This is a genomic window from Oceanobacter kriegii DSM 6294, assembly GCF_000422845.1.
GTDB lineage: Bacteria > Pseudomonadota > Gammaproteobacteria > Pseudomonadales > Oceanobacteraceae > Oceanobacter > Oceanobacter kriegii.
This window is the reverse complement of record NZ_AUGV01000019.1, coordinates 26,148-49,690: the sequence shown is the minus strand read 5'-3', so window position 1 is coordinate 49,690 and position 23,543 is coordinate 26,148. Positions and strand designations below refer to the sequence as shown.

Genomic DNA, 23,543 nt, shown 5'->3' with positions numbered 1-23,543 from the left:
TTATTCTCCTGAAGGTGCGCGTTTGCCTTCGGCAATGTAGGCCTGCAGCATGGATTCAATCACACGCGGGTTCTGTCCGGCCTGAATGGCCAGCAGGGCATCGATGATCATGGCGCGTAAACGGTCTTCCTCGTCCTTACGCAGCTTGAGCTTGTCGGCAATTGGCAGTGAGAACATGGTCGCCAACATGGCGCCATAGAGCGTGGTCAGCAGTGCCACGGCCATCGCCGGGCCAATGGTTTTGGGGTCGTCCATGTTGGCCAGCATGGCCACCAGACCAATCAGGGTACCGATCATCCCCATCGCCGGGCCGGTATCACCGAGGGCGGCGAAAATAGACGAGCCAACGTCATGACGATCGCTGGCCAGCTTGGCTTCTTTCGACAGAATAGTGCGCACCACGTCCGGGTCGTGGCCATCGACCAGTAGCTGAATGCCTTTTGACAGAAAATCATCACTGACTTCCTTGCCCTCCAGCGACAGCAGGCCGCCCTTACGAGCCAGGCCCGCCAGTTCAACCACTTCTTCAATGATGACTTCCGGCTTGCTGAGCTTGAACGAAAAGCTCTTGCCCATCACCTTGCCCAAACCGAGCACCTGGCCGAGTTCGTATTTGATCATTACGGCAAAAAAGCTGCCGACAAATACGATCAGGATGGAGGGTACGTTGATGAACATACCGATATCACCACCCATCACCATCGCCATGACCACGATGGCGAATGCACCAATAATTCCTACCAGCGTCGCGAGATCCACAACGGCTCCTTTTTGAATTCACAGAACCCTGAAATGAGTTTAGACAAACATTTGGTTTCTTCCTCCGAGTGGTCAAAATCCGTCCCGCTGACTTGTTGAAGCGGGGCGCAACCGCTACTGTTGCGCCATGGAACACAGGTGCAGATATGTCTGAACAACAGAATTTTGATTTTGAGCAGTCGTTGGCCCAACTGGAGGGCCTGGTGGAACAGCTGGAAAGCGGCGAAATGACACTGGAGCAATCGCTGGGTGCGTTTGAGCAAGGGGTGCGTTTGACCCGCGCCTGCCAGCAAGCATTGGCCGACGCTGAGCAAAAAGTACGGCTGCTGACTGAACAGAACGGCCAGAGTGTTGAGCAAGCCTTTACACCGCCACAGCAAGGCGGCTTTGAATGACCGATCTGAAAGCCCGTCTGGGTCAGGTACAGCAACAAATGGACGGCCTGCTGCAACAGGCTGTAGACCAGCTTGGCAGCCTCGACGCCCGCCTTGCCGAGGCCATGAACTATGGCCTGTTGAATGGTGGCAAACGCCTGCGCCCGCTGCTGGCCATGGCCGCCGCAGAGGCCGTAGGTGGCCAGAGCGAGCAAGCCCATTCTGCGGCTGTGGCGATGGAAATGATCCACAGCTACAGCCTGATTCACGATGATCTGCCAGCCATGGACGACGACGATCTGCGCCGTGGCAAACCCACCACCCACATCGCTTACGACGAAGCCACCGCCATTCTGGCCGGTGATGGCTTGTTGACCGGCGCGTTCGAAATTCTGCTGGAAGATGCCTCCTTGCAGCCGGGGCAACAGGTTGCCATGACCCGCTTGCTGGCGCGTGCCGCGGGTGCCGCTGGTATGGTTGGTGGTCAGTCGATCGACCTTGGCCATGTTGGCAAAGCCATGACCCTGCAGCAGCTGGAAGCCATGCACCGTGGCAAAACCGGTGCTTTGATTCTGGCGTCGGTGCAACTGGGTGCGATGGCGGTGCAATGGCCGCTGCCTGACAGCAGCCAACAGGCGCTGACAACCTACGCTGAAGCCATTGGTTTGGCGTTTCAGGTGCAGGACGACATTCTCGATGTTGAAGGCGATACCGCCACGCTGGGCAAGCAGGCAGGTGCTGACATGGCACTCAACAAGCCAACCTACCCGGCCTTGCTGGGAATGGACGAAGCCCGTTTGAAAGCCCGGGAACTGGTCGAACAGGCGCTGGAAGCGTTGGATTGCCTGCGTCAGCAGGGGGGCGAAACCCGCCTGCTGGAGCAGTTGGCGCGTTACGTCATCGAACGGGATCATTGACTACAATCCCCCTGAATAACGGGTCAGCAACGGTTGGCCTACTCTTTGACGGCCACAATCGTTAGAATGGTCGCCCTTTTTTGCCAAACCCGCATCAGCTCAGACGCCGACGTCCGGGTTGATTGACCGGAAACTCGACCGTGATGTTTACCGAAATACCGAGTTTGCGCCCGGAAACACCGTTACTGGACGCAATAAACAGCCCTGCCGACCTGCGAGAATTGCCGCCAGAGCAGTTGCAGGAAGTTTGCCGACAACTGCGCGAATTCCTGCTCTACAGCGTTGGCCAGTCGGGCGGGCACTTTGCTGCCGGTCTGGGCGTGGTCGAATTGACCGTGGCCCTGCATTACGTGTTCAGCACTCCGGACGACCAACTGGTGTGGGACGTGGGCCATCAGGCGTATCCGCACAAGGTGCTGACTGGCCGCCGCGAGCAAATGACCAAAATCCGCCGTGAAGACGGCCCGGCGGCATTTCCGACGCGTGACGAATCCGACTACGACACCTTTGGCGTGGGGCATTCCAGCACCTCCATCAGTGCGGCGCTGGGCATGGCTTTGGCACATCGCCAACAAGGCCGCGAGCAAGACACCGTGGCGGTTATTGGTGACGGTGCGATTACCGCCGGTATGGCGTTTGAAGCCCTCAACCACGCCGGCCACGAAAAGGCCGACATGCTGGTTATCCTCAACGATAACGACATGTCGATCTCCAACAACGTTGGCGCTCTGAACAAATACCTGACCCGAATCTGGTCCAGCAAAACCTACTCTGCCATGCGCGCAGGCAGCAAAAAGGTACTGGAGAAGATTCCGGCGGCGTGGGAATTTGCTCGCCGCACCGAAGAACATATGAAAGGCATGGTGGCTCCGGGCACCCTGTTTGAAGAATTCGGCTTCAATTATTTTGGCCCGGTGGATGGCCACGACATTGAAGAGCTGGTGAAAACCCTGCGTAACCTGTCCGAACTCAAGGGCCCGCGCTTCCTGCACATTGTGACGCGCAAGGGCAAGGGCTTCCTGCCAGCAGAGCAGGACCCTATCGGTTATCACGCGCTCAAGCCGGTCGCCAGCAGTGCCAGTGCGGGTAAGTCGAAACCGACCTATTCGAATGTGTTTGGTGAGTGGCTGTGCGACATGGCCGCTGCCGACCAGCGTTTGGCGGGCATTACTCCAGCCATGCGTGAAGGCTCTGACCTGATTCGTTTTTCCCATGAATACCCGGATCGCTACTACGATGTGGCGATTGCTGAACAGCACGCTGTGACGCTGGCGGCGGGCCTGGCCTGTGAAGGCAGCAAGCCGGTGGTGGCGATTTACTCCACCTTCCTGCAACGGGCCTACGATCAGCTGATTCACGATGTTGCGCTGCAAAATCTGGATGTGCTGTTTGCCATCGACCGTGCTGGTCTGGTCGGCGAAGATGGCCCAACCCACCACGGCGCCTACGATCTCAGTTACCTGCGCTGCATTCCGAATCTGGTGGTGATGACACCATCCGATGAAAACGAATGCCGTCAGATGCTGTACACCGGCTATCAGTTTGAAGGCCCGGCGGCGGTGCGTTATCCACGTGGCAGTGGTACCGGTGCGGTGCCAGAAAACACCATGCGATCCTTGCCAATGGGCAAAGGCCGTATGATGCGTGAATCGGCGGCGGAAGCGGGTAAACGAGTTGCCATTCTGGCGTTCGGTGCGCCTCTGGCCAATGCGCTGCAAGTGGCGGAATCGCTGGATGCCAGCGTTGCCGACATGCGCTTTGTAAAACCGATCGACCATCAGCTGATTGCCGAGCTGGCAGCCAACCATGACCTGCTGGTGACGTTGGAAGAAAACGCCACCATGGGCGGTGCTGGCAGCGCCGTGCTGGAATCCATGGCCGAGCAGGGCATTGCCTGTCCGGTGCTGTTACGCGGTATTCCGGATCGCTACATTGAACACGCCAGTCCAGCCCGTCAGTGGCAGGACATTCAGCTGGATACCGAACAGCTTCTGGCCGCCATTGAGCAACGTCTGAGCCGCATCTGAGCGGCTTCTGATTCATAGACAAGGACTGCTGTATGGCAGCATATGGCCACAGCAGCCCGGTTTATCAACCATCTATCAATCATCGGATACCCGTCTGATCCCCTCAAACACACTCCGTAACCCGCGTTGTTATTCGGGGTTACAAAGCCGCCCTGCGTTTTCCCGAAAAACTGCTTAACTTACTGGTAACACTGTACGTTAGGGGGGTAGCGGTGGTCGTCAATCGCTTGCTCGTTTTACCAGCCTTGATTCTGGCCGCAGCCTTGTGGTTTGCGCCGACCAGTACCGTTGCCTGGGTGGTTGTCGCCATGGCGGCAACGGCGTGGGTTTTCCGGTCTTTGCCGCGGTCTGACACTGCGTCGTCTGACGCTGCGCTGCCAGAGGCTGAGCCGTCTGAAGCCGGTTTGCAGCCAGAGCCTGAAGCGCCTGCGGCGGCAACCGATATTGGCGCGGGTCTGGTCATTTCTTTCGAACGCTTGCAGCAAATTGAACAAACCGAGCGACTGGCGGCGTTGGGCCAGTTATCGGCGGGCATTGCCCATGAAATCAACAACCCGGTGGCGTACGTCGACAGTAACCTGCGTGAGTTGCAGGAGGACTTCGACAGCCTGCGTGGTTTCATCAAATCGATGGATGGCGCCGCCGACCTCATCGGCCGGGATCATCCTGCCACCCAGCACATGATCGCGGCTTACCGCCAGAATCGCATTCCCGAAGTGCTCGAGTTCTTGCCTGACCGTCTGGAAGATGCGGTGAATGGCATTGAGCGCATTGGCCAGATCGTCCGTGACATGAAGCGGTTGGTGAAGGGCGGTCACGGTCCCAAGGTGCCGTGCGTTATCAATGAAGAGCTGCAAGCCATCGTTAACATCGCCAAAACCCGTCTCAAGGGCGGCTTGTCCCTGCACGCCGAGCTGCTGGACGTCAGCCCGACGCTGCTGTGCAACGCCTCCCAGATTGGTCAGGTGGTGCTGAATATTCTGGTTAACGCCATTCAGGCAGTAGACCCGGAGTCTGGCCATATCCGCTTGCTGGAACGACTGCACGAGCGTGAGCTGGAACTGGTGATTGAAGATAACGGCCCGGGCATGACCGACGAGGTTCGGGAAAAAATATTTGATCCCTTTTTTACCACCAAGGGTGACGACGACGGAACCGGTATGGGGTTGTCCCTGAGTATGCAGTTGGTGCGCGAACACAACGGGCGCATCGAAGTGGAGAGTGAGACTGGCAAGGGCACCACATTCAGGATTTTCCTGCCTTTGCCCCGGGAAGAGGAGAGCGGCAATGTTTGATGATTTCGTGGTTGAAGACACCAATGAAAAGTCCGGTCGGATTCTTCTGGTCGACGACGAACCGGCGGTATTGCAGGCGCTGAAGCGACTGCTGTATCGCCAATACGAAGTGGTAACCGCAGAAGGTGGTGAAGCCGCACTGCAAATTCTGGAAGACGAAGAATTCGATCTGATCATTTCGGACATGCGGATGCCCGGCATGACCGGCGATGTGTTGCTGAAAACCTGTTACGAGCGTTACCCGGACATGGTGCGGGTGCTGCTGACCGGTTATTCCGACATTGAATCGACCATCAAGGCGGTTAACGAAGGCAACATCTTCCGCTACGTCAACAAGCCCTGGGACAACCAGGAGCTGCGCGGCATCATTGCCGATGCCCTGCAAACCGCGGTGCTGAAAGACGCCAACCAACGCTTGCAGGCCCGCATCGTTGATCAGAACGCCGAGCTGGCACGCTTGAACAAGGAGCTGTCGAGTCAGGTTGAGGTCAAATCCTCCGAAGCCGGTGCCGCCGAGGCCAAGCTGGATACCGCCTATCGCAGCCTGGTACAGGAATTCAACAGCATGGTGCATCTGCTGGTGGGCATCGTTGAGCAGCGCATTGGTGAAGAGCCGGGCAGCAGCGAGAGGCTGGCGCGCTTGTCGAAGTTGTTTGGTGAATTTGCCGGTCTGGTGGGGCAGGAAATTCAGGACCTGTATTACGCCGCCTTGTTGAAAAACATCGGCAAGGTGCCACTGCCAGATGTGGTGCTGGTGAAGTCACTGACCGATATGAATCTGGTCGAGAAGAAAGAGTACTCGCGCTTTCCGGTGAACGGTCAAACCACCCTGATGCTGCTGGAACCTTTGCACAACTCCGCCAACATCATTCGCTCGCACATGGAGCTGTTCAACGGCAAGGGCTTCCCCGACAAGCTGGAAGGCAAGGCCATTCCGTTGCCAGCTCGCCTGCTGCGCATTGTCACCGACTTTGCCGACCTGCAGCGGGAGCACAACTTTTTGGGTGAAAAAATGAAGGACGCCGATGCCCGCGCCTTTTTGTTGAAATCCGCAGGCAGCCGTTATGACCGGGAGCTGGTCGACCTGTTTATGGAAGTGCTGGACGACTTTGGCGAAGGGGTAGCGTCGAATCTGGATAAGGTGCCAGTGGAAGAAGCGCGCGCCGGCATGGTGCTGGCGTCCAGTCTGGTCAGCCCCGCAGGTGTGGTGCTGTTGTCAGAAGGTACCAAGCTGACAGACCGTCATGTGATCAAAATGGCCGCGCTGGCGCGCCAGTACGAAGGTCACAAGATCTTGCTGACGGTGAAAGAAGGGACAGATTAAAACCAGATAAGGCAGAGCTAATAGCCAGCTGAAGGTATCAGCTGGCGTGGTCGTCCTGATGAGTGATCTCGGCCGCAGGCGCTGCCTGAGCGGTCATCATATGGCCCAGTTTGCTGGCCTTGGTGTTCAGGTAACCGTCGTTATGAGGGTTGCGGCCCACTTCAATCGCTACTCGCTCCACCACGTTCACACCGGCATCGCTGAGGGCTTTTACCTTGCGCGGGTTGTTGGTCATCAAACGGATGGAATGAATGCCCAGATGGCTCAGCATCGGCTCACACATGCTGTATTCACGCATATCCGCACCAAAGCCCAACTGTTCATTGGCTTCTACTGTGTCAGCGCCCTGATCTTGCAGGTTGTAGGCGCGAATCTTGTTCAGCAAACCAATACCACGACCTTCCTGACGCAGGTACAACACCACGCCGTGGCCAGCTTCGGACACGGAACGCAGAGCAGTTTCCAGCTGATAACCACAGTCACAACGCATGCTGAACAAGGCATCGCCGGTCAGGCACTCTGAGTGCGCGCGAGCCAGTACCGGTTCACCATTGGCCACATCACCCATCGTCAGAGCGACGTGCTCTTTGCCGGTAATCGTGTCTTCAAAGCCGTGCATGGTGAAGACACCGAAGGGCGTCGGCAATTTGGATGATGCGATGTACTGAATGGTCAAGGCTTCCACCTCCGATGAAACAGGCGGCGTAGTCTACCAGCAGTCGCAGTGTTCACCAAAGTACGGGTTACAATGGTCAGGCGTCATCGGCTGTCGTTTGTTGGCACTGGCAGCCGTTACATGGGAGCAGGGGCGCAGAAACGGCCAAAATCGGCACAAATATGAGCTGAATCGTCGTTAAACTGTGCTCTGTGGTTAACCCCCGCCAACACTGTGTTTCATTCATGCAGGTGCGCTTTTTATGTTGATCGTGATGTCAGTGCTGATTTTGTTGGCCATCGTGTTGCTGCCCAATCTCTGGGTGCAGCATGTGCTGCGCAAACACAGCAAGGTGCGCAAGGATTTTCCCGGCGACGGCGCCGACATGGCGCGCCATCTGATTGCCCGTCATGGCATCGACGGCGTGGTGGTAGAAAGTACGGAGCTGGGGGATCACTACGATGCATCAAAACGAGCGGTGCGGCTGACCCAGGACAAATTTGCGGGGCGCAGCCTGACTGCCGTGGTGGTTGCCGCCCATGAGGTGGGTCATGCATTGCAGCATCATCGTCAGGAGCCGATGTTCCTGACCCGGGGGCGGCTGGCGGTATTTTCAGCCTGGGTGCAACGGTTGGCTCCGGTGGCGCTGCTGGCAACGCCGCTGTTGGCGTTTGTGAATCCGGCGGTCAGTCGTTGGTCAATCCTGATTGCACTGGGAGCCATGCTCATCAGCACATTGGTGCATCTGGTAACCCTGCCGGTGGAATTGGATGCCAGCTTTGGCAAGGCGCTGCCGATGTTGCAGCAAGGGGAGTATCTGGATGCCCGTGATATGGCCAAGGCAAGGACGATTCTGCGGGCGGCGGCCTTTACCTATGTGGCAGGCTCGTTGATGAGCCTGCTGAATGTGTGGCGTTGGTTGCGCTTTCTACGGCGCTGACGCCAGTGTGTGGCATTGGTTGCGTTATTTGCGAGGTTAGCCAAGCCACCAGGCGGCCAGCTGAATAATCCCCAAAGCCATCAAACCCGCGAGAATATCGTCCACCATAATGCCAAAGCCGCCGTGCACCTGATCGTCGAGCCAACGGATTGGCCAGGGCTTGAGAATGTCGAAGAAGCGGAACAGCACAAAGGCGGCCACGATCCATGGCCAGCCCGCAGGCAGGGCGATGCAGGTAATCCAGAAACCGACCCACTCGTCCCAGACAATGCCCGGATGATCGTGCAGATTCATGTCATGGGCGGTTTTTCCACACAGATAAATACCCAGCACACTGGTGGCTACCAGCATCACCAGATACGCGGTCATCGGCAGGTCTTGTAACAGCAACCACCAAACCGGAACGGCCGCCAGGGTGCCCCAGGTACCCGGTGCTTTGGGTGCCAGGCCCGAGCCCAGTCCGAATGCCAGCCAGTGCTGCCAGCGCGTGAGTGTGTTGGTGGCCAAGGTGATTCCCCCGCAAGAAACAAGGTCGGGGATGATAAGGCAGCGGCCGCCGAATACAAAAACTATTGACCAGCCGCGGAGTTCGGATCAGGCGGATTGAGCGCTGGCCAGCGGTTGCTGCGGCACGTCTTCAACGCCGAGTCGGGCCGGGTCAATCACCATAATGGTTGGCCGCACACCCTCCACCAGTTTGACGTGTTTGAGCCAGCCGCAGGCAAACGACGGCAGGAAACCATCGGAGCTGGAGTCCCGCTGGGGCTCGCTGGTCGAAAACACTTCTCCGATGGTTTCGACTTTCAGGCCAACCATGCTGGTGTCGTTTTTTTGCAGCATGATGATGGTGGGGCGCAAGCTGCCAGACACCAGTTCGCGGGCGTCGGCAAACAGGTCACGTAGTCGTTGCAGGGTGGTTTCACGGTGGTGTTGCAGTTCTTTCAGCGCCTGTTGTTGGTGGCCGTCGGCGGCCAGTGTCAGCAATTCACCGGCCAGCTGATGGATACGACGGTGGGGCTGGTCGAATTTTTTCAGCAGGTGGGTCAGGTTCTGGTCATCGCTGTGGAAATCGTTGTACCAACGGCCCAGCTTGCAGGTGTCGGGATCGCGGCTGAGCGCAAATTCCTTGTTGTTACGAATGGCTTGTTCCAGGGCGTCCATCCATTGCAGGTGGTCCTGCTCATGGTCTTTCAGCTGCTGGGTCAAATCCTGAATTTCGTGGCGTTTGGACGCCGCCCCCAGCAGTTCTTCCATGCCCAATAGCTGGCACACCTGCTTTTCAAACTGCACCGTGTTGATCATCTTTTTGCCGCTCTGGGCGATCGGCGTTTCCGGCAAGCTGTTGTCGGCGGCGATGTAGCGGACCCGATTCAATGACACGGCGTAGTGATTGTCATCGTGTGAAAAGCTGAGATATTCCATGGCAAAACCTGATGCTGATAGGCGTTTTCGCGGTTGCCCTCAGTATAGTCAAGGCTGACGGTTTTGCCGGACGGGGCTCAAATGGTATCTGTGGGGTCAATGTCCAGGTGCCAGCGCACCTGATGGAAGCCTTTCAGACTTTGCAGGTAATCAATCAGGGGATCGAGCTTGCTGTGCAAGCCGCCACGTTCCGGGCTGAACAGCTGCAACTGCTGGCGGAAGCGACCGGCGCGACGTTCCATAATGGCCGGAAACGGGCCAACCAGCACCAGCGGTGCCGGGCCGTCGCTGACCTGAATGGGTGTGGATATCTGTTGCAGGAAGCCGCGGGCCTGATGCAGAAGCTGCTCGGCCAGATGCTTCTGGGGCGACTCGGCCCGCAAAATCGCCATATAGCCATGCGGTGGCAACTGCTGGTGCAGGCGCTCCTTCAGCAGGGTTTGGGCCAGGGCGTGATAACCGTCGTTGATCAGCAGATTCAGCTGTGGATGGTCGGCGTAGAGGGTCTGAATCCAGACTTCACCCGGGTGCTCGGCCCGGCCAGCTCGGCCAGCGACTTGCAGCACCAACTGGGCAGTGTGCTCCATACCGCGGAAATCGGCGCTGAACAAACCGGCATCGGCATCCAGAATCACCACCATGGTGACGGCCGGGAAATGATGGCCCTTGGCCAGCATCTGGGTGCCAATCAGAATCCGTGGGCCGGGTTCGTGAACCTGCTCCAGCAGTTCTTCAAAGGCGTTGCGGGTGCGAGCGGTATCACGGTCGACCCGGGTGATGGGAATGTACGGAAACAGCACCGCCAAATCTTCGGCCAGTCGTTCGGTGCCCTGACCCAATGCGGTGACCTTGTCGCTGTGACACTTGGGGCAGAAGGCCGGTACACCGTGCTGGTGGTCGCAATGATGGCAGTGCAGCCGCAACGGTGACTGGTGCAGCGTCATGCGGGCATCGCAATGCTGGCATTCCGCCAGCCAGCCACAGTCGGGGCAGGCAAACAGCGGCGCATAGCCCCGGCGGTTGATGAAAATCAGCACCTGACGACCGGCTTCCACGTGTTTCTGGATATTGGCCAGCACCGGCTGGGCCAGTCCGAAGGTCAGTGGTTGATGCAAAATGCTGTGCAGCTTCATGCCCGGTGGCCGGGCGTTGCCCGCACGCTGGGTCAACTTCAGATGCAGGTAGCGGCCGCTGAGGGCATTGTGGAGGGTTTCCAGTGCCGGCGTTGCCGAGCCCAGCAGCACGGGCACACTGGCTTTTTGTGCCCGCACCAGCGCAAAGTCGCGGGCGGAGTAGCGCACCCCATCCTGTTGCTTGAACGAGCCGTCGTGTTCTTCGTCCAGTACGATCAGGCCAAGCTCTGGCATCGGCGTGAACACGGCGGATCGGGTGCCAATCAGAATGCGGGCCGTGCCATTGCGGCACAGGCTCCAGGCTTGCAGGCGTTCACGGTCATTGAGGCCGGAATGTACCGACACAATCGGTACACTAAAGCGTTCCCTGAAACGCTGTACGGTTTGCGGTGTCAGGCCAATTTCCGGCACCAGCACCATGACCTGTTCACCGCGCTCCAGAGCCGCTGCAATCAGCTGCAAATACACTTCGGTTTTGCCCGAGCCGGTCACACCTTCCAGCAGTGCCGGTTTGAAACTGCCCAACAGCGGCAGCAGGGCATCGAGGGCCTTTTGCTGTTCGCTGTTTAAGGGCAGCGCTTCGCGCAGCTCGGTTTCGAGCTCGGGCACTGGCAGGGTACGAGTGGCCTCAATCAGGCCGAGCTCCTCCAGGCGGCGCATTTGCGCAGCGCCAAAGCCCTGGCTGGTGAGTGCCTTGTGGGCCCATTTGGGTTGCTGCTGAAAGCAGGCCCATAGCGCCTGTTGCTGACTGCCACGCAGGCTGGGTTCCTGTTCATGGGGGCGGCGTTGCCAGCCGTCTTCCAGGGCTTCGTCCAGTGAGCTGCCCTTACGCAACAGCGCGGGCAGCATCAGTTCCAGCACTTCGCCAATGCTGTGGTGGTAATAGCGGCTCAGCCACTGGCCCAGTTGCAGCTGTTCAGCGCTTAGCACCGGCTCATTGTCGAGTCGTTCCAGCAAGGGTTTGAGCTTTTTTTCAGGCACGTCGGTGTCGGTTTCGGTCGACAGTACAATGGCGGTCAACAACTGCTGACCAAACTGCACCCGTACCCGCTGTCCGGCCTGCCAGTCACTGCGTTGGCTGCCCTCGGTAGGCAGGTAATCAAAGCTGCGCCGTAACGGCACTGGCACGGCAACCCGTACAACGTAAAAAGACATGAAAAAACTTGCTGGTTGAAAAGTGTCTGGTATTATGCGCGTCCTTATTGTCTCCGCAAGGGGCTGGATCGCTTGAAAATAGCCAAGCCAGCCATATAAAGCCGAGGCAACTTTAACTTGGTAGCCTGTTAATCAGGTCAATAACAGTAGCGCGGTGGCATCCCACAAGGTGTTAGCGGCGTGAAGATTTCGAGGTGTTCCATGAAAGACGGTATTCATCCAGCATACGCTGAACTGACTGCAACCTGTTCTTGCGGTAACGTGATCAACACTAAATCCGCCAAGCCAGGCGAAATGTACCTGGACGTGTGCTCTGCATGTCACCCTTTCTACACTGGTAAGCAGAAAGTGGTAGACACTGGTGGTCGTATCGACCGCTTCAAGAAGCGTTTTGGTGGTTTCGGCAAGTAATTTTACTGCCACACCAACGCTCACAAAAAAGCCCGCCATTGTGCGGGCTTTTTTGTGGCTGTCGTTTGGGCAACGTTGCGGAAGAGTCTTGTAGGTTGGGCCATGCCCAACGATTGCTGGGCGGGGCCCAGCCTACGATCGTTTTATCGACATCCGACATCCGACTCCTCAGCCCCTGTGATCTGACACAAACGGGTTGCTGCGGCGCTCTTGTCCGAAGGTGGATTCCGGGCCGTGGCCGGGAATAAAGCGTACCTCATCGCCCAATGGGAAGAGTTTTTCACGGATGGAGTGAATCAGGTCGTCGTGGTTGCCTTTGGGGAAGTCAGTGCGGCCAATGGAGCCATTGAAGAGTACGTCGCCCACTTGCGCCAGCTGTTGCTCTGGCTGGTAAAAGATAACGTGTCCCGGGGTGTGGCCAGGGGCATGGATCACGTTCAACTCCACGTTGCCTACCTGCACTGTGTCGCCGTCGTTAAGCCACTGATCGGGCGCGAATCCTTCCACCGGCGCAAAGCCGAACATCTGTACTTGTTGGGCCAGTGCGTCAATCCAGAAGCCATCGTCTTTGTGCGGGCCAATGATCGGCAGCTGATGTTTGCTGGCCAGTTCGGCGGTGCCGCCAACGTGATCCAGGTGACCGTGGGTCAGCAGGATTTTTTCCGCTACAGCACCCATCTCGGCCAGCGCTGCTTCGATCTTTGCGACGTCGCCACCGGGGTCAATGATGGCGGCTTTTTTGGTGTCTTCGCACATGAAGATGGTGCAGTTCTGCGCAAAGGCAGTAACGGGAATGACCCGGTAGATCAGTGCCACTGTGTTGGCCCTTCGCTGTTGTTATCGTGAATGGTGGTTGCGACTGGCAGTGTATCAAACTCCCGTCCTGCGCATCGAGGGGCTGCTGTTTGGCACACAGCCCGACTCAGAGGCAGCCCATCTCAGAAATAGCTCGGATCAGAAGCCGGTCAGCGTGGGCGTCAGTTTGCTGTACTGTGGCATCACCATGCCGACGTTGGCGTTCACAAAGGTCGGGTCGGCAATGACGTAACGTTTACCGTTTTGCTGCCAGCCAGTCCCCTCCACGTGGCCGCGAAAGTTGATCGCCGTTGCAACATGGCCCGGAAACGACATGATCACGGTGTCCAGTCCCAACAGCTCGTTGACCAGCCAGGAATAGAGAATGGCGCGGTCTTCGCAGTCGGAGTAGGGGTAATACAGGGTCTCGGCCGCAAACAGGTAGTTCTCCTGCTGGAACTGCTGTTCGTCGGTTTCGTAGGCGAATGCTGTTTGCACAAAGCGAATCAGGCGGTTGGCGGCTTCCAGTTCGGTTTGATCTTTTACCAGTGGCTGCAACTGTTGCAGCAATTGCTGGCCAATGGCGGTGGGTACGCCTGCTCGGAAATAGCTGGCTAATGCCAGTTGCGGGTATTGGGCGTAGTAACCGACGTAGCCTTGTGGCAAGTCCAGCTGCACCGACCAGGGGTGGCCGTCGTAGTTGAATTCAAGGGTACGGCGTTCGGTATTGCCGCCGGCGACAAAACGGTTGGGTTGATCGAAGCGGATCGGTGCTTTGCCAAGGTCGTGTTGGCCGTCGTAGGTGTACACCGAGCTGGCGGTCAGGTTGTCGCCGTTGAGGTTGACCGAATAATAGCGCTTGCCGTTGAGCGTAAAGAAGGTGACACCGTAAAGCTGCTCGGAGGTCGCGATTAACAGGTAAACCTGCTTGTCGTCATAGGCGACGCGGGCATCGTAGCCAGCCTTGACCAGCAGGAACCAGCTGGTGAGCACCCGGCTATGTTCGGAAATATTGAGGCTGCGAACAAATTGGTCGAACAGCAATGCGGCCCCCCAGTCGTTCAGTTGCAGCTGCTGGACGGTTTGCTGTAGCTCGCTCACCAATGCCTGATGCGGGGTTTCAGCGAGGGTTTGCCAGGCCTTGGCGATGCCGTCGCTGCTGACGCGACGGAAGAAGCGTTGCTGGCGAAAGGTTTTCGGGTAGTGAATGGTGATGCGGTCGCCAAAGAAATCCAGCTGTGCCTTCCGCTGGTTTTTCGGTGCGGATGGTGTGGCTGTTGTATCTGAATCTGTATCTGCGTCTTTTGGTCGTGGTGTCGGCTTGTTCGGTGCTTCTGGCAGTACAGGCGGCAGGGTCACCAGCGGCGTGTCGTCTTCAATGACCGGCTCCGGCTCTGGTGCTTGCGGCAGATCGACGGGCTTGGGGGTGTTATCGCGCTGTTCCGGCGCGGAGATATCCACGACCTCCCACTGCTGTTGCAGGAATCCCAGAAATGCCTTGTCGTTGGCATCCAGGTAGGCCTGATATTCCTTGCGGGTTTGTTGTAGCCATTGCTGGTATTCGGAATTGGCGAGGCTGCTGAGTGGCAGTAGCGCCAGCGCACCGGCCAGCAATCTGGTGGACAAGGTCATCACAGAACAATGAGCCATATCGGCCCTCACAACGAATACAGTGTCAGAAACAACAAAGCCGGCAGACGCCGGCTTTATCGTCTGGCGAGTCGGTTACTCGCCTTTCATGGCAGCAATGTCTTCTGCCATTTCATCGAACGCTTTTTCAGACTGGAATTTCTGCCACAAAGCGCGATCGTTGGCCATAGAGGTCTTCAGTGCCTGCTCGGCAATTTCACTGACGCCTTCCGGGTTCAGACCAATCAGTACCGCCAGACCGCCATTTGGCATCGAAACCTGCTTCAGAATGCGGGTGCCAATCAGGGTTTCCGAGGTGATCTGCTTGGTGACCGAGGTGTTCACCAGATCGACGGTTTCATCGTCGCCAGCGCCGGTGGTTTCGGCGTACTGCTTGATCATGTTGGACACTTCCACCTTCATGGTGGTGGCCAGTTCCGCACGGGCTGCCGCAGAAGCCATTTGCTTCATGAAGTTCATGCCAGCACCGGACTTGTCGGCAAAACCAACGGCGGTCAAACCAGCGCCTTCAGGGGCTTCACCACACACCCAGGCAGGTGCCGGTTGGTTGGTGCCCGGGTAAGGACAATCGACGGCCTGGGGCTTGGTTTCACCACAGGCGGCCAGGGTTGCGGCAGCAGCCAGCATGACCAGGGTAGTACGAATCTTCATCATCTTCTCCTTGATAGGGGAGGCAAAGCCAGAAGGCTGTGACGGTCAAATGCATCGTGTTGGCAGCTTATCACGCCGCTGCCATACTGCGATGCCCTTTTGGGTAGAGAACAGTATGCCAGCAACGGGATGGCCGGATACAGGTTGCAGGTCAGATTTTCGACCATCCATGTGACCGTTTTGCGGGCTGTTTAGCTGTGGCAGTGACCGCCAGCGTGAGCATGGCCGTGGGCCAGTTCTTCGGCGGTGGCTTCACGCACGCTGATCACCTCTACTGCGAATTTCAGGCTTTTGCCGGCCAATGGGTGGTTGGTGTCAACTTCGACCATAAAACGACCTGGCTTGATCACCCGTACCTTGCGAGGGCCGTGCTCGGTTTGTACATCGGCCAGCATGCCAGCCTTCCATTTTTTGGCCCCTTGCAGGTGCTTGACCGGAATGCGCATGGTGGCGTCTGGCTTCGGTTGGCCGTAGGCCTGTTCCGGGCTCAGTTCCATGTCGAAGGTGTCGCCAGCCTGATGGCCTTCGATGGCGGCTTCAAAGGCGGCCAGCATTTGGTTGTGGCCGTGCAGGTACAAAATCGGGTCGCTGTTGGCGGCACGGGTGGATTCAATCAGCTCACCGCCTTTTTCAGACAGTTCGTAATGCAGTTCAACGACGGAATTTTTGGTAATCATGGTGGGTCTCTTGTCTGGGTGTGGCGCGCTTGCGGTCACGGTGTGTGTCCGGGCGAAGCGTGTCTCTGGCTGCGCAGTGTCTACACCGGCGGGCGGCTTGGCAATAGTCTGTTTGAGAACAATTCTGGTCTGCGCTGTCAGCCCCTTGATTTCAAAATTGTTGCCCCCATTTCTCTCCTTTAACCGAAAGCCGACAGGAAAAACGTATGACAACGATTGTATCCGTACGCCGTGGCGACCAGGTGGTGATTGCCGGTGACGGCCAGGTTTCCCTGGGCAATACCGTGATGAAAGGCAACGCCCGCAAGGTTCGTCGCTTGTACAACAACAAGGTGCTGGCCGGATTCGCAGGCAGCACGGCGGATGCATTCACCTTGTTCGAGAAATTCGAAGCCCAGTTGCAGCAGCACCACGGTCAGCTGACCCGTGCGGCGGTGGAACTGGCGAAAGAGTGGCGTTCCGACCGCGCACTGCGCAAGCTGGAAGCCATTCTGGCCGTGGCTGACCATACCGCTTCCCTGATTATTACGGGCAACGGTGATGTGGTGCAGCCGGAAGAAGATTTGATTGGTGTGGGGTCCGGCGGTCATTTTGCGCTGGCGTCTGCCCGGGCGTTGTTGCGTAACACCGATATGAACGCCCGCGACATTGCCGAGAAGAGCCTCGCCATTGCCGGTGAAATTTGTGTCTTCACCAACGACAATATGACCATTGAATGTCTGGAAGGCGCAGACGTCAACGGCGGAGAAAACGTATGAGCCAGATGACTCCAAGAGAAATTGTTCACGAGCTGGACCGCCATATTGTCGGCCAGCACGATGCCAAGCGTGCGGTGGCGATTGCCCTGCGTAACCGCTGGCGTCGGATGCAGCTGAACCCTGAGCTGCGCGACGAAGTGACCCCAAAGAATATTCTGATGATTGGCCCGACCGGTGTGGGTAAAACCGAGATCGCCCGTCGTTTGGCCAAGCTGGCCAACGCGCCGTTCATCAAGGTGGAAGCCACCAAGTTCACCGAAGTGGGTTACGTTGGTAAGGACGTTGAATCCATCATTCGTGATCTGGTCGAAACCGGCATCAAGCTGCTGCGCGAGCAGGAAATGAAGAAGGTCGGCAACAAGGCCGAAGAAGCCGCTGAAGAGCGTATTCTGGATGCCCTGCTGCCGCCAGCCCGTCCGGCTTCTGACTGGGATACCACCACCGAGCCGAAGCGCGAAGATTCTTCTACCCGCCAGGTATTCCGCAAGAAATTGCGTCAGGGCGAACTGGACGACAAGGAAATCGACATCGAAGTGGCGCAGGCGCCAATGGGTGTTGAGATCATGACGCCGCCGGGCATGGAAGAAATGACCAGCCAGCTGCAAAACATGTTCTCCAATCTTGGCAACGAGAAGAAAACCTCTCGCAAGATGAAGATCGCCGATGCCATGAAGCTGATTCGTGACGAAGAAGCCGCCAAGCTGGTGAACATGGAAGATCTGAAGGTTCGTGCGGTCGAGCTGGTGGAACAGAACGGTATTGTCTTCATCGACGAAATTGACAAGGTTGCCAAGCGCGGCGAAAGCGGCTCTGGCGGTGACGTCAGCCGTGAAGGGGTTCAGCGTGACCTGCTGCCATTGATTGAAGGTTGCACGGTTTCCACCAAGCACGGCATGGTCAAGACTGACCACATCCTGTTTGTGGCGTCCGGCGCGTTCCATCTGGCCAAGCCGTCTGATCTGATTCCTGAACTGCAAGGCCGTTTGCCGATTCGGGTTGAATTGCAGGCGCTGACGCCGAACGATTTCGAGCGCATCCTGACCGAGCCAAGTGCATCACTGACCGAACAGTACCGTGCGTTGCTGAAAACCGAAGGGGTAGATCTGGAATTCCGCGAAGACGCCATCAAGCGCATCGCAGAAATCGCCTACGACGTTAACGAAACCACCGAAAACATCGGTGCCCGTCGTCTGCACACCCTGTTGGAGCGTTTGCTGGAAAAAGTCTCGTTTGAAGCCACAGACCTGACCGAAGCCGTTGTGATCGACGCCGCTTATGTGGACGAACAACTGGGTGCAGTGGCCAAGAACCAGGATCTCAGCCAGTTTATTCTCTGATATCTGTCATTGAAGAAAAATGAAGAAACCGGCCGTGCATCGCACCGCCGGTTTTTTTATGGGCGTTTTGCGGCCATAAAAAAGCCCGCTTCCGGGGAGGAGCGGGCAAGGACGCCAATGGCGTCGTCGAGTAGAGAGCGTCAGTCAAACATGGATGGCGTCAGGCCCGGAAACGGGCAATCAGCGAACTCAGGGATTGGGTGCTGCTGGCCAGGGTTTTGGCGGTAGCTTCGGTGCGGCCCATGTTGTCGGCAATGCGGCGCGATGCTTCGGCCACTTCGTTGACGTTACCGCTGATTTCGTTGGCCGCCGCGCTTTGCTGTTCCACAGCACCGGCGATGCTCAGGTTCATTTCAGAAATGGTGCTGACCGCGTCGGAAATGGTTGAAATGGCTTCGCTGGCGTAGCGCGACATTTCGGAGGTGGCTTCCGAATGGCGGGCGTTTTCTTCCATGGAACTGACCGCCTGGGCAGCCTGATTCTGCAGTCGGGAAATCATCTTGTTGATTTCTTCGGTGGATTCCTGGGTACGCGACGCCAGGGTCCGCACTTCGTCGGCGACCACCGCAAAGCCACGACCTTGCTCACCGGCACGGGCGGCCTCAATGGCGGCGTTCAGTGCCAGCAGGTTGGTTTGTTCGGCGATGCCACGAATCACATCCAGCACCGAGCCAATGGCGTCGGTTTCGGATTGCAGGCCACGGATCACATTGCTGGATTCATCAATATTGGAGGCCAGCTCCATAATGCGTTCGCGGGTTTGCTTCATGGTCTGCAAGCCGCGCTGGGCGTTGTCATCGGCGTCACGGGCGGCGGCTGCCGCACGTTCGGCATTACCGGCCACTTCCTGAATGGTCAGGCTCATTTGCTGGGAGCCAGTGGCGGCCTGATCGGTTTGTTGCAGCTGGCTGTCGGCCATCTGGCGGGTTTCGTTGCCAAGGCCGGTGATCTCACTGGTCAGGCCTGACAGGTTACGCGCTGTTGATTGGCTCTCGCGCACCAGATTCTGGATGGTTTCCACAAACAGGTTGAAATTCTGGGCAATGGCGGTGATTTCATCGTCGCCACGGGCGGGCAGTCGCTGTGTCAGGTCACCTTCGCCCTGGGCAATGTTCGACATGGCGTTGTTGAGGTTCGACAGCGGCTGGCCGATGCTGCGGGAAATCATCAGAATCACGGCAACCAGCAGGCCAACAAAGATTACCGAGGTGGTCATCATGGTGATACCGGCATCGCGGCTGGCGGCGGCCACATCATCCAGATGCACGCCGGTGCCTATGATCCAGCCCCACTCCTTGAACAGGCGCACGTAGCTGACCTTCTCCATTGGTTGCTTCTGTTCCGGGTGTTCCCAGAAATAGGACACGAAGCCACCGGCCGGATTCTCGGCGGTCACCTTGCTCATCTCACGGAAATGGTATTTGCCGTTGGCGTCCTGATTGTTGGTCAGGTCCTTGCCGATCAGCTGGGGTTTGATCGGGTGGCCGACCATCACGTTCTGTGGCGAGGTAATGAAATAGTAGCCCTTGCCATCGTCGTAACGCTTGGCCATCAGCACTTTCATGGCGTCTTTCTGGGCCTGCTCTGTGGTGGTCAGGCCTTCACGCGCGTGTTCGGCGTAGTGCTGGACGATGCTGTAGGTGTCGTCCACCAGATTCTTGGTGAAGGCCTTCTTGGCTGCCAGAGTCGACTCGTAGGTCTGGTTCAAGCCTTGCAGTACGATGACGGCAACGCACACGATGGTGGCAGCCAGCAGCATCCACAAGCGGGTTTTGATACTCAATTGGCGCAGTGAATTCATTCCCGGGTACCTGTATTGCTCTCATTCTTGTCGGTCACGCCTTGCGTCCGGCAAGGGCGATAGTGTGGGTCGACCATCGTCCGCCTGCGGGCGGATTTCATAGATGGTCTTTTGAGTCTAGGTTATATTTCAGACTTGCAATGGTTATCGTCAGAAAGGTGGCATGAGTGAAGCCAGATGGCATAAAAGTCAGAAAGAACAGTCGCTGCGTTGAACTGCGCTACGGTGAGCAAGTGTATGCACTGAGCTTTGAATTCCTGCGGGTGTGGTCACCCTCGGCTGAGGTGCGCGGGCACGGCACCGGTAATGGTGTGCTGCAAACCGGCAAGAAAAACGTTGGCCTGCTGCGCATTGAACCGGCGGGCAATTACGCTCTCAAACTGGTGTTTGATGATGGTCACGATTCCGGCCTCTACGACTGGAACTATCTGCGTCATGTGTGCCTGAATCACGACAGCATGTGGCAGGAATACCTCGACCAGCTTGAGCAAGCCGGTGCCAGCCGCGACAGTCTCAATATTAATTTCAAGGCGCTGTAACCTGAAATCAGCCTGAAAAATAGCTGACCCCGAAAGCAGGCGCGTCAGGCCTGCTTTCGGTATACTGTGCCAATACTACCAATCTGCCGGTGCTTCCGAACACCGGCTGAACACCGCAGGCCGTGCCGCAACCGAATCGATGGCAAGCCCCGGTGCCCCTTACAAGCATCAACATAAGGAGCCGACCCTTGGCGGATTCCCCTTCCAAAACCCCGGTCATCAACGATCCCAATGCCGCGCAGGAAGCGCAGAAGTACGACAATCCGGTGCCAAGCCGGGAAGCGCTACTTGCTTTTCTGGACCAAGCCGACCGGCCGATGACCCACGAGGAAGTGTGCCAGGCGTTGGCTGAAACCGACGAAGAGCGGGTTGAAGCCCTGCGTCGTCGCCTGATCGCCATGTGCCGTGACGGCCAGCTGATGAGCAATCGTCGCAACCAGTTTTTCCCACTCGAAAAAGCCGACCTGATTGTTGGCAAGGTGATGGGCCATAAAGACGGCTTTGGCTTTGTGCTGCGCGACGGCGATGACGATATTTTTCTGTCCAACCGCCAGATGCGTAAGGTCTTCCACGGCGATAAGGTCGCGGTGCAGATCATGGGTCACGACCGTCGTGGTCGGCCGGAAGGCAAGATCGTTCAGGTGATTGAGCGCAACACCCGCCAGATTGTCGGTCGTTATTACGACCAATCCGGCATGGGCGTGGTGCAGCCAGACAACAAGCGTATTCCGCTGGAAGTGCTGATTGCGCCGGAAAACCGCAATAAGGCAGAACACGGCCAGTTTGTGGTGGTGGACATTACCCAACAGCCGAACCCGGGCAGCATGCCGCTGGGTCGGGTGGTGGAAGTGCTGGGCGAACACCTGGCGCCGGGGATGGAAATTGAAGTGGCGATTCGCAGCCACGACATTCCCAACGAATGGGGTGAAGGCGTTCAGGAAGAAACCGACGCCATTCCGTTTGAAGTGGCGGAAGCCGACAAGGTGAATCGCATCGACCTGCGTCACCTGCCGTTCGTGACCATCGATGGCGAAGACGCCCGTGACTTCGATGACGCGGTGTACTGCGAAAAGAACAAGAGCACCGGTGGCTGGCGTTTGTACGTCGCCATTGCCGACGTATCCCATTACGTAAAAGCCGGTTCCGAGCTGGACAAAGAAGGCCACAAGCGGGGTAACTCGGTGTACTTCCCGGGCTTTGTGGTGCCGATGCTGCCAGAGAAGCTGTCCAACGGTTTGTGCTCGCTGAACCCGAATGTTGATCGTCTGGTGATGGTGTGTGAAATGACCATCTCCAAGGCCGGTAACATCTCCGGCTACAAGTTCCAGGAAGGCATTATTCACTCCCATGCCCGCCTGACCTACAACAAGGTCTGGTCGATGATCCAGACGCCAATCACCGACGCCGGTCAGGAATGGCGCGATCACTACGGTGAGTTGGTGAGCTACATCGACAACCTGTACGAGCTGTTCAAACTGCTGCGCAGCAAGCGCGAAGAGCGCGGCGCGATGGACTTCGACTCGGTCGAGACCCGCATCCAGTTTGACGCCGAGCGCAAGATTCAGGAAATAGTGCCGACCGAGCGCAACGACGCCCACATGCTGATCGAAGAGTGCATGCTGGCGGCCAACGTCTGTACCGCCAACTTCCTGCAAAAATACGAAGTGCCGTGCCTGTACCGCGTGCACGCCGGCCCAAGTGCCGACAAGCTGGAAAACCTGCGGGCTTTCCTTGGCGAAATGGGCCTGTCGGTGAACACCGGCAAGCGTGATCCGCATCCGAAGGACTACCAGATTCTGCTGGAGCAAATTGCCGACCGTCCGGATTCTCATCTGATCCAGACCGTACTGCTGCGCTCGCTGAGTCAGGCGGTGTATCAGCCGGACAACGAAGGCCACTTTGGTCTGGCTTACAAGGCCTACACCCACTTTACCTCGCCGATTCGTCGTTACCCGGATTTGCTGGTGCACCGTGCCATTCGCAGCGTGATTCGCTCCGAACAGGAATGCCGCAACTGCGTGCGGGTGGAAACGGCCAAGCCGCTGCCGAAGTCGGAAATTTACCCGTACGACATGGCCAAAATCATCGAGCTGGGTGAACACTGCTCAATGACCGAACGCCGTGCCGACGACGCCACCCGCGACGTGACCGACTTTCTCAAGTGTGAGTACATTCGCGATCGCGTGGGTGAAGTGTTTGAAGGCGTGATTTCCGCCGTCACCGGCTTCGGTTTGTTCGTTGAGCTGAAAGACGTTTACGTTGAAGGTCTGGTGCATGTGTCCTCACTGGGCAACGACTACTACCACTTCGATGCCGTCAAACACCGCATGACCGGCGAGCGCACCCGTCGCAGCTTCCGCCTCGGCGACAGCCTTTGGGTGATGGTGACCGCGGTCGACCTCGACGAACGCAAGATCGACTTTGAACTGGCAACAGCGCCAACCAACAGCGGCCGTCAGTCAATGCCGGAACCAGCGCGAGTACCACGCAAGCGCGTAGCGACCGCCAAGGGCGTTGAAGAGCAGCCATTGAAGGTTGGAAACAAGCCGAAAAATCGCACCAAAAAACCGCGTCTGAACGCCGATGTTGGCAAAGCCGTTGACCCAATGACCGGTGAACTGGTCGATGTGGTACCGGCGGAAGACCGTCCGTTTGGACCGAAAAAATCCGGCTCTGGCAAACGCAAACCGGCCAAAAAAGGCGGCAAAAAGCCATTTGGCAAGAAGCCTTCAGGCAATGCTGAAAGCAGTGAGTCGGCACCAAAATCCGACAAGAAAAAGCCCAGCAAACGCCAGAAGCTGAACGCCAAAAAGAACGCCAAGAAAAAAGCCGCCAAGAAGGCGAAGAAGGCTTAACGTCTGGAGTCTGGAGTCTGGAGTCTGGAGTCTGGAGTCTGGAGTCTGGAGTCTGGAGTCTGGAGTCT

The 23,543-nt window shown here is 57.5% G+C and carries 21 protein-coding genes; 11 read left to right on the top strand and 10 right to left on the bottom strand.

Going from position 1 to position 23,543, the window contains the following annotated elements:
- A complete protein-coding gene (pomA, locus tag G516_RS0110875) occupies window positions 1–759 on the bottom strand; it encodes a flagellar motor protein PomA (protein WP_028293680.1) in 759 nt (252 codons plus the stop codon).
- Between the two features lie 146 nt (window positions 760–905).
- On the opposite strand from pomA, the gene G516_RS0110870 reads away from it, so the two are divergent.
- The 5 genes from G516_RS0110870 to G516_RS0110850 all read left to right on the top strand — a co-directional run bounded on the left by G516_RS0110870 (window position 906) and on the right by G516_RS0110850 (window position 6,696).
- Window positions 906–1,154, top strand: coding sequence for an exodeoxyribonuclease VII small subunit (locus G516_RS0110870; RefSeq protein ID WP_028293679.1), 249 nt, complete (start codon window positions 906–908; stop codon window positions 1,152–1,154).
- Window positions 1,151–2,050: a polyprenyl synthetase family protein gene (locus G516_RS0110865; protein WP_028293678.1), complete on the top strand. Its 900-nt coding sequence runs from the start codon at window positions 1,151–1,153 to the stop codon at window positions 2,048–2,050. The genes G516_RS0110870 and G516_RS0110865 overlap by 4 nt, the downstream gene beginning before the upstream one ends.
- Window positions 2,051–2,193: 143 nt before the next feature.
- Window positions 2,194–4,077 carry a 1-deoxy-D-xylulose-5-phosphate synthase gene (gene dxs, locus G516_RS0110860; RefSeq protein ID WP_028293677.1) on the top strand — a complete coding sequence of 628 codons (1,884 nt, stop codon included), beginning with the start codon at window positions 2,194–2,196 and terminating at the stop codon, window positions 4,075–4,077.
- 227 nt (window positions 4,078–4,304) lie between these two features.
- A complete protein-coding gene (locus G516_RS0110855; protein WP_156879020.1) occupies window positions 4,305–5,372 on the top strand; it encodes a sensor histidine kinase in 1,068 nt (355 codons plus the stop codon).
- Window positions 5,365–6,696 (top strand): HD domain-containing phosphohydrolase, encoded by a 1,332-nt coding sequence (locus tag G516_RS0110850; protein WP_051219279.1) that lies wholly within the window; start codon window positions 5,365–5,367, stop codon window positions 6,694–6,696. The genes G516_RS0110855 and G516_RS0110850 overlap by 8 nt, the downstream gene beginning before the upstream one ends.
- A 37-nt stretch (window positions 6,697–6,733) precedes the next feature.
- Here the strand turns inward: G516_RS0110850 and ribA are convergent, their stop codons facing one another.
- Window positions 6,734–7,372, bottom strand: coding sequence for a GTP cyclohydrolase II (ribA, locus tag G516_RS0110845; protein ID WP_028293674.1), 639 nt, complete (start codon window positions 7,370–7,372; stop codon window positions 6,734–6,736).
- 241 nt (window positions 7,373–7,613) lie between these two features.
- Between ribA and G516_RS0110840 the strand changes: the two genes are divergently transcribed.
- Window positions 7,614–8,291 carry a zinc metallopeptidase gene (locus G516_RS0110840; RefSeq protein ID WP_028293673.1) on the top strand — a complete coding sequence of 226 codons (678 nt, stop codon included), beginning with the start codon at window positions 7,614–7,616 and terminating at the stop codon, window positions 8,289–8,291.
- 36 nt (window positions 8,292–8,327) lie between these two features.
- On the opposite strand, the gene G516_RS0110835 is transcribed toward G516_RS0110840, so the two are convergent.
- The 3 genes from G516_RS0110835 to G516_RS0110825 all read right to left on the bottom strand — a co-directional run bounded on the left by G516_RS0110835 (window position 8,328) and on the right by G516_RS0110825 (window position 12,001).
- Window positions 8,328–8,798 (bottom strand): phosphatidylglycerophosphatase A family protein, encoded by a 471-nt coding sequence (locus G516_RS0110835; protein ID WP_036535922.1) that lies wholly within the window; start codon window positions 8,796–8,798, stop codon window positions 8,328–8,330.
- Window positions 8,799–8,885: 87 nt separating this feature from the next.
- Window positions 8,886–9,713, bottom strand: a complete 828-nt coding sequence (locus G516_RS0110830; protein ID WP_028293671.1) for a CZB domain-containing protein — start codon at window positions 9,711–9,713, stop codon at window positions 8,886–8,888.
- 77 nt (window positions 9,714–9,790) lie between these two features.
- Entirely contained in the window at window positions 9,791–12,001 is a 2,211-nt protein-coding gene (locus G516_RS0110825) for a primosomal protein N' (protein ID WP_028293670.1), read from the bottom strand.
- Window positions 12,002–12,202: 201 nt separating this feature from the next.
- Between G516_RS0110825 and rpmE the strand changes: the two genes are divergently transcribed.
- A complete protein-coding gene (gene rpmE / locus G516_RS0110820; RefSeq protein WP_028293669.1) occupies window positions 12,203–12,412 on the top strand; it encodes a 50S ribosomal protein L31 in 210 nt (69 codons plus the stop codon).
- 168 nt (window positions 12,413–12,580) lie between these two features.
- On the opposite strand, the gene G516_RS0110815 is transcribed toward rpmE, so the two are convergent.
- From G516_RS0110815 to G516_RS0110800, 4 genes are all read right to left on the bottom strand, one after another.
- Window positions 12,581–13,222, bottom strand: a complete 642-nt coding sequence (locus G516_RS0110815; RefSeq protein ID WP_211225101.1) for an MBL fold metallo-hydrolase — start codon at window positions 13,220–13,222, stop codon at window positions 12,581–12,583.
- A gap of 144 nt (window positions 13,223–13,366) precedes the next feature.
- Window positions 13,367–14,857 (bottom strand): hypothetical protein, encoded by a 1,491-nt coding sequence (locus G516_RS0110810; protein ID WP_156879019.1) that lies wholly within the window; start codon window positions 14,855–14,857, stop codon window positions 13,367–13,369.
- 75 nt (window positions 14,858–14,932) lie between these two features.
- Complete coding sequence (locus G516_RS0110805; RefSeq protein WP_036535917.1) at window positions 14,933–15,508, bottom strand: LPP20 family lipoprotein; 576 nt, start codon at window positions 15,506–15,508, stop codon at window positions 14,933–14,935.
- A gap of 191 nt (window positions 15,509–15,699) precedes the next feature.
- Window positions 15,700–16,185: an FKBP-type peptidyl-prolyl cis-trans isomerase gene (locus tag G516_RS0110800; RefSeq protein WP_028293665.1), complete on the bottom strand. Its 486-nt coding sequence runs from the start codon at window positions 16,183–16,185 to the stop codon at window positions 15,700–15,702.
- A gap of 206 nt (window positions 16,186–16,391) precedes the next feature.
- Between G516_RS0110800 and hslV the strand changes: the two genes are divergently transcribed.
- A complete protein-coding gene (gene hslV, locus G516_RS0110795; protein ID WP_028293664.1) occupies window positions 16,392–16,943 on the top strand; it encodes an ATP-dependent protease subunit HslV in 552 nt (183 codons plus the stop codon).
- The gene (hslU, locus tag G516_RS0110790; RefSeq protein WP_028293663.1) at window positions 16,940–18,280 is read left to right on the top strand and encodes an ATP-dependent protease ATPase subunit HslU; all 1,341 of its coding nucleotides are present in this window, start codon (window positions 16,940–16,942) and stop codon (window positions 18,278–18,280) included. The genes hslV and hslU overlap by 4 nt, the downstream gene beginning before the upstream one ends.
- Before the next feature lie 160 nt (window positions 18,281–18,440).
- Here the strand turns inward: hslU and G516_RS0110785 are convergent, their stop codons facing one another.
- Window positions 18,441–20,081, bottom strand: a complete 1,641-nt coding sequence (locus tag G516_RS0110785; RefSeq protein ID WP_028293662.1) for a methyl-accepting chemotaxis protein — start codon at window positions 20,079–20,081, stop codon at window positions 18,441–18,443.
- A gap of 167 nt (window positions 20,082–20,248) precedes the next feature.
- Here G516_RS0110785 and G516_RS0110780 point away from each other — a divergent pair, with 167 nt between their 5' ends.
- Both G516_RS0110780 and rnr read left to right on the top strand, forming a co-directional pair.
- Complete coding sequence (locus G516_RS0110780; RefSeq protein WP_028293661.1) at window positions 20,249–20,620, top strand: gamma-butyrobetaine hydroxylase-like domain-containing protein; 372 nt, start codon at window positions 20,249–20,251, stop codon at window positions 20,618–20,620.
- 188 nt (window positions 20,621–20,808) lie between these two features.
- Complete coding sequence (rnr, locus tag G516_RS0110775) at window positions 20,809–23,475, top strand: ribonuclease R (RefSeq protein WP_051219277.1); 2,667 nt, start codon at window positions 20,809–20,811, stop codon at window positions 23,473–23,475.
- Window positions 23,476–23,543: the final 68 nt, after the last annotated feature.

What these genes read in the sequence shown, in the direction of transcription:
- rpmE (WP_028293669.1), top strand. Translation starts at nt 12,203, where the DNA reads ATGAAAGACGGTATTCATCCAGCATACGCTGAACTGACTGCAACCTGT.
- G516_RS0110850 (WP_051219279.1), top strand. Translation starts at nt 5,365, where the DNA reads ATGTTTGATGATTTCGTGGTTGAAGACACCAATGAAAAGTCCGGTCGG.
- G516_RS0110830 (WP_028293671.1), bottom strand. Translation starts at nt 9,713, where the DNA reads ATGGAATATCTCAGCTTTTCACACGATGACAATCACTACGCCGTGTCA.
- G516_RS0110800 (WP_028293665.1), bottom strand. Translation starts at nt 16,185, where the DNA reads ATGATTACCAAAAATTCCGTCGTTGAACTGCATTACGAACTGTCTGAA.
- G516_RS0110785 (WP_028293662.1), bottom strand. Translation starts at nt 20,081, where the DNA reads ATGAATTCACTGCGCCAATTGAGTATCAAAACCCGCTTGTGGATGCTG.
- dxs (WP_028293677.1), top strand. Translation starts at nt 2,194, where the DNA reads ATGTTTACCGAAATACCGAGTTTGCGCCCGGAAACACCGTTACTGGAC.
- G516_RS0110810 (WP_156879019.1), bottom strand. Translation starts at nt 14,857, where the DNA reads ATGGCTCATTGTTCTGTGATGACCTTGTCCACCAGATTGCTGGCCGGT.
- hslV (WP_028293664.1), top strand. Translation starts at nt 16,392, where the DNA reads ATGACAACGATTGTATCCGTACGCCGTGGCGACCAGGTGGTGATTGCC.
- G516_RS0110840 (WP_028293673.1), top strand. Translation starts at nt 7,614, where the DNA reads ATGTTGATCGTGATGTCAGTGCTGATTTTGTTGGCCATCGTGTTGCTG.
- G516_RS0110870 (WP_028293679.1), top strand. Translation starts at nt 906, where the DNA reads ATGTCTGAACAACAGAATTTTGATTTTGAGCAGTCGTTGGCCCAACTG.
- G516_RS0110825 (WP_028293670.1), bottom strand. Translation starts at nt 12,001, where the DNA reads ATGTCTTTTTACGTTGTACGGGTTGCCGTGCCAGTGCCGTTACGGCGC.
- G516_RS0110805 (WP_036535917.1), bottom strand. Translation starts at nt 15,508, where the DNA reads ATGAAGATTCGTACTACCCTGGTCATGCTGGCTGCTGCCGCAACCCTG.
- G516_RS0110865 (WP_028293678.1), top strand. Translation starts at nt 1,151, where the DNA reads ATGACCGATCTGAAAGCCCGTCTGGGTCAGGTACAGCAACAAATGGAC.
- hslU (WP_028293663.1), top strand. Translation starts at nt 16,940, where the DNA reads ATGAGCCAGATGACTCCAAGAGAAATTGTTCACGAGCTGGACCGCCAT.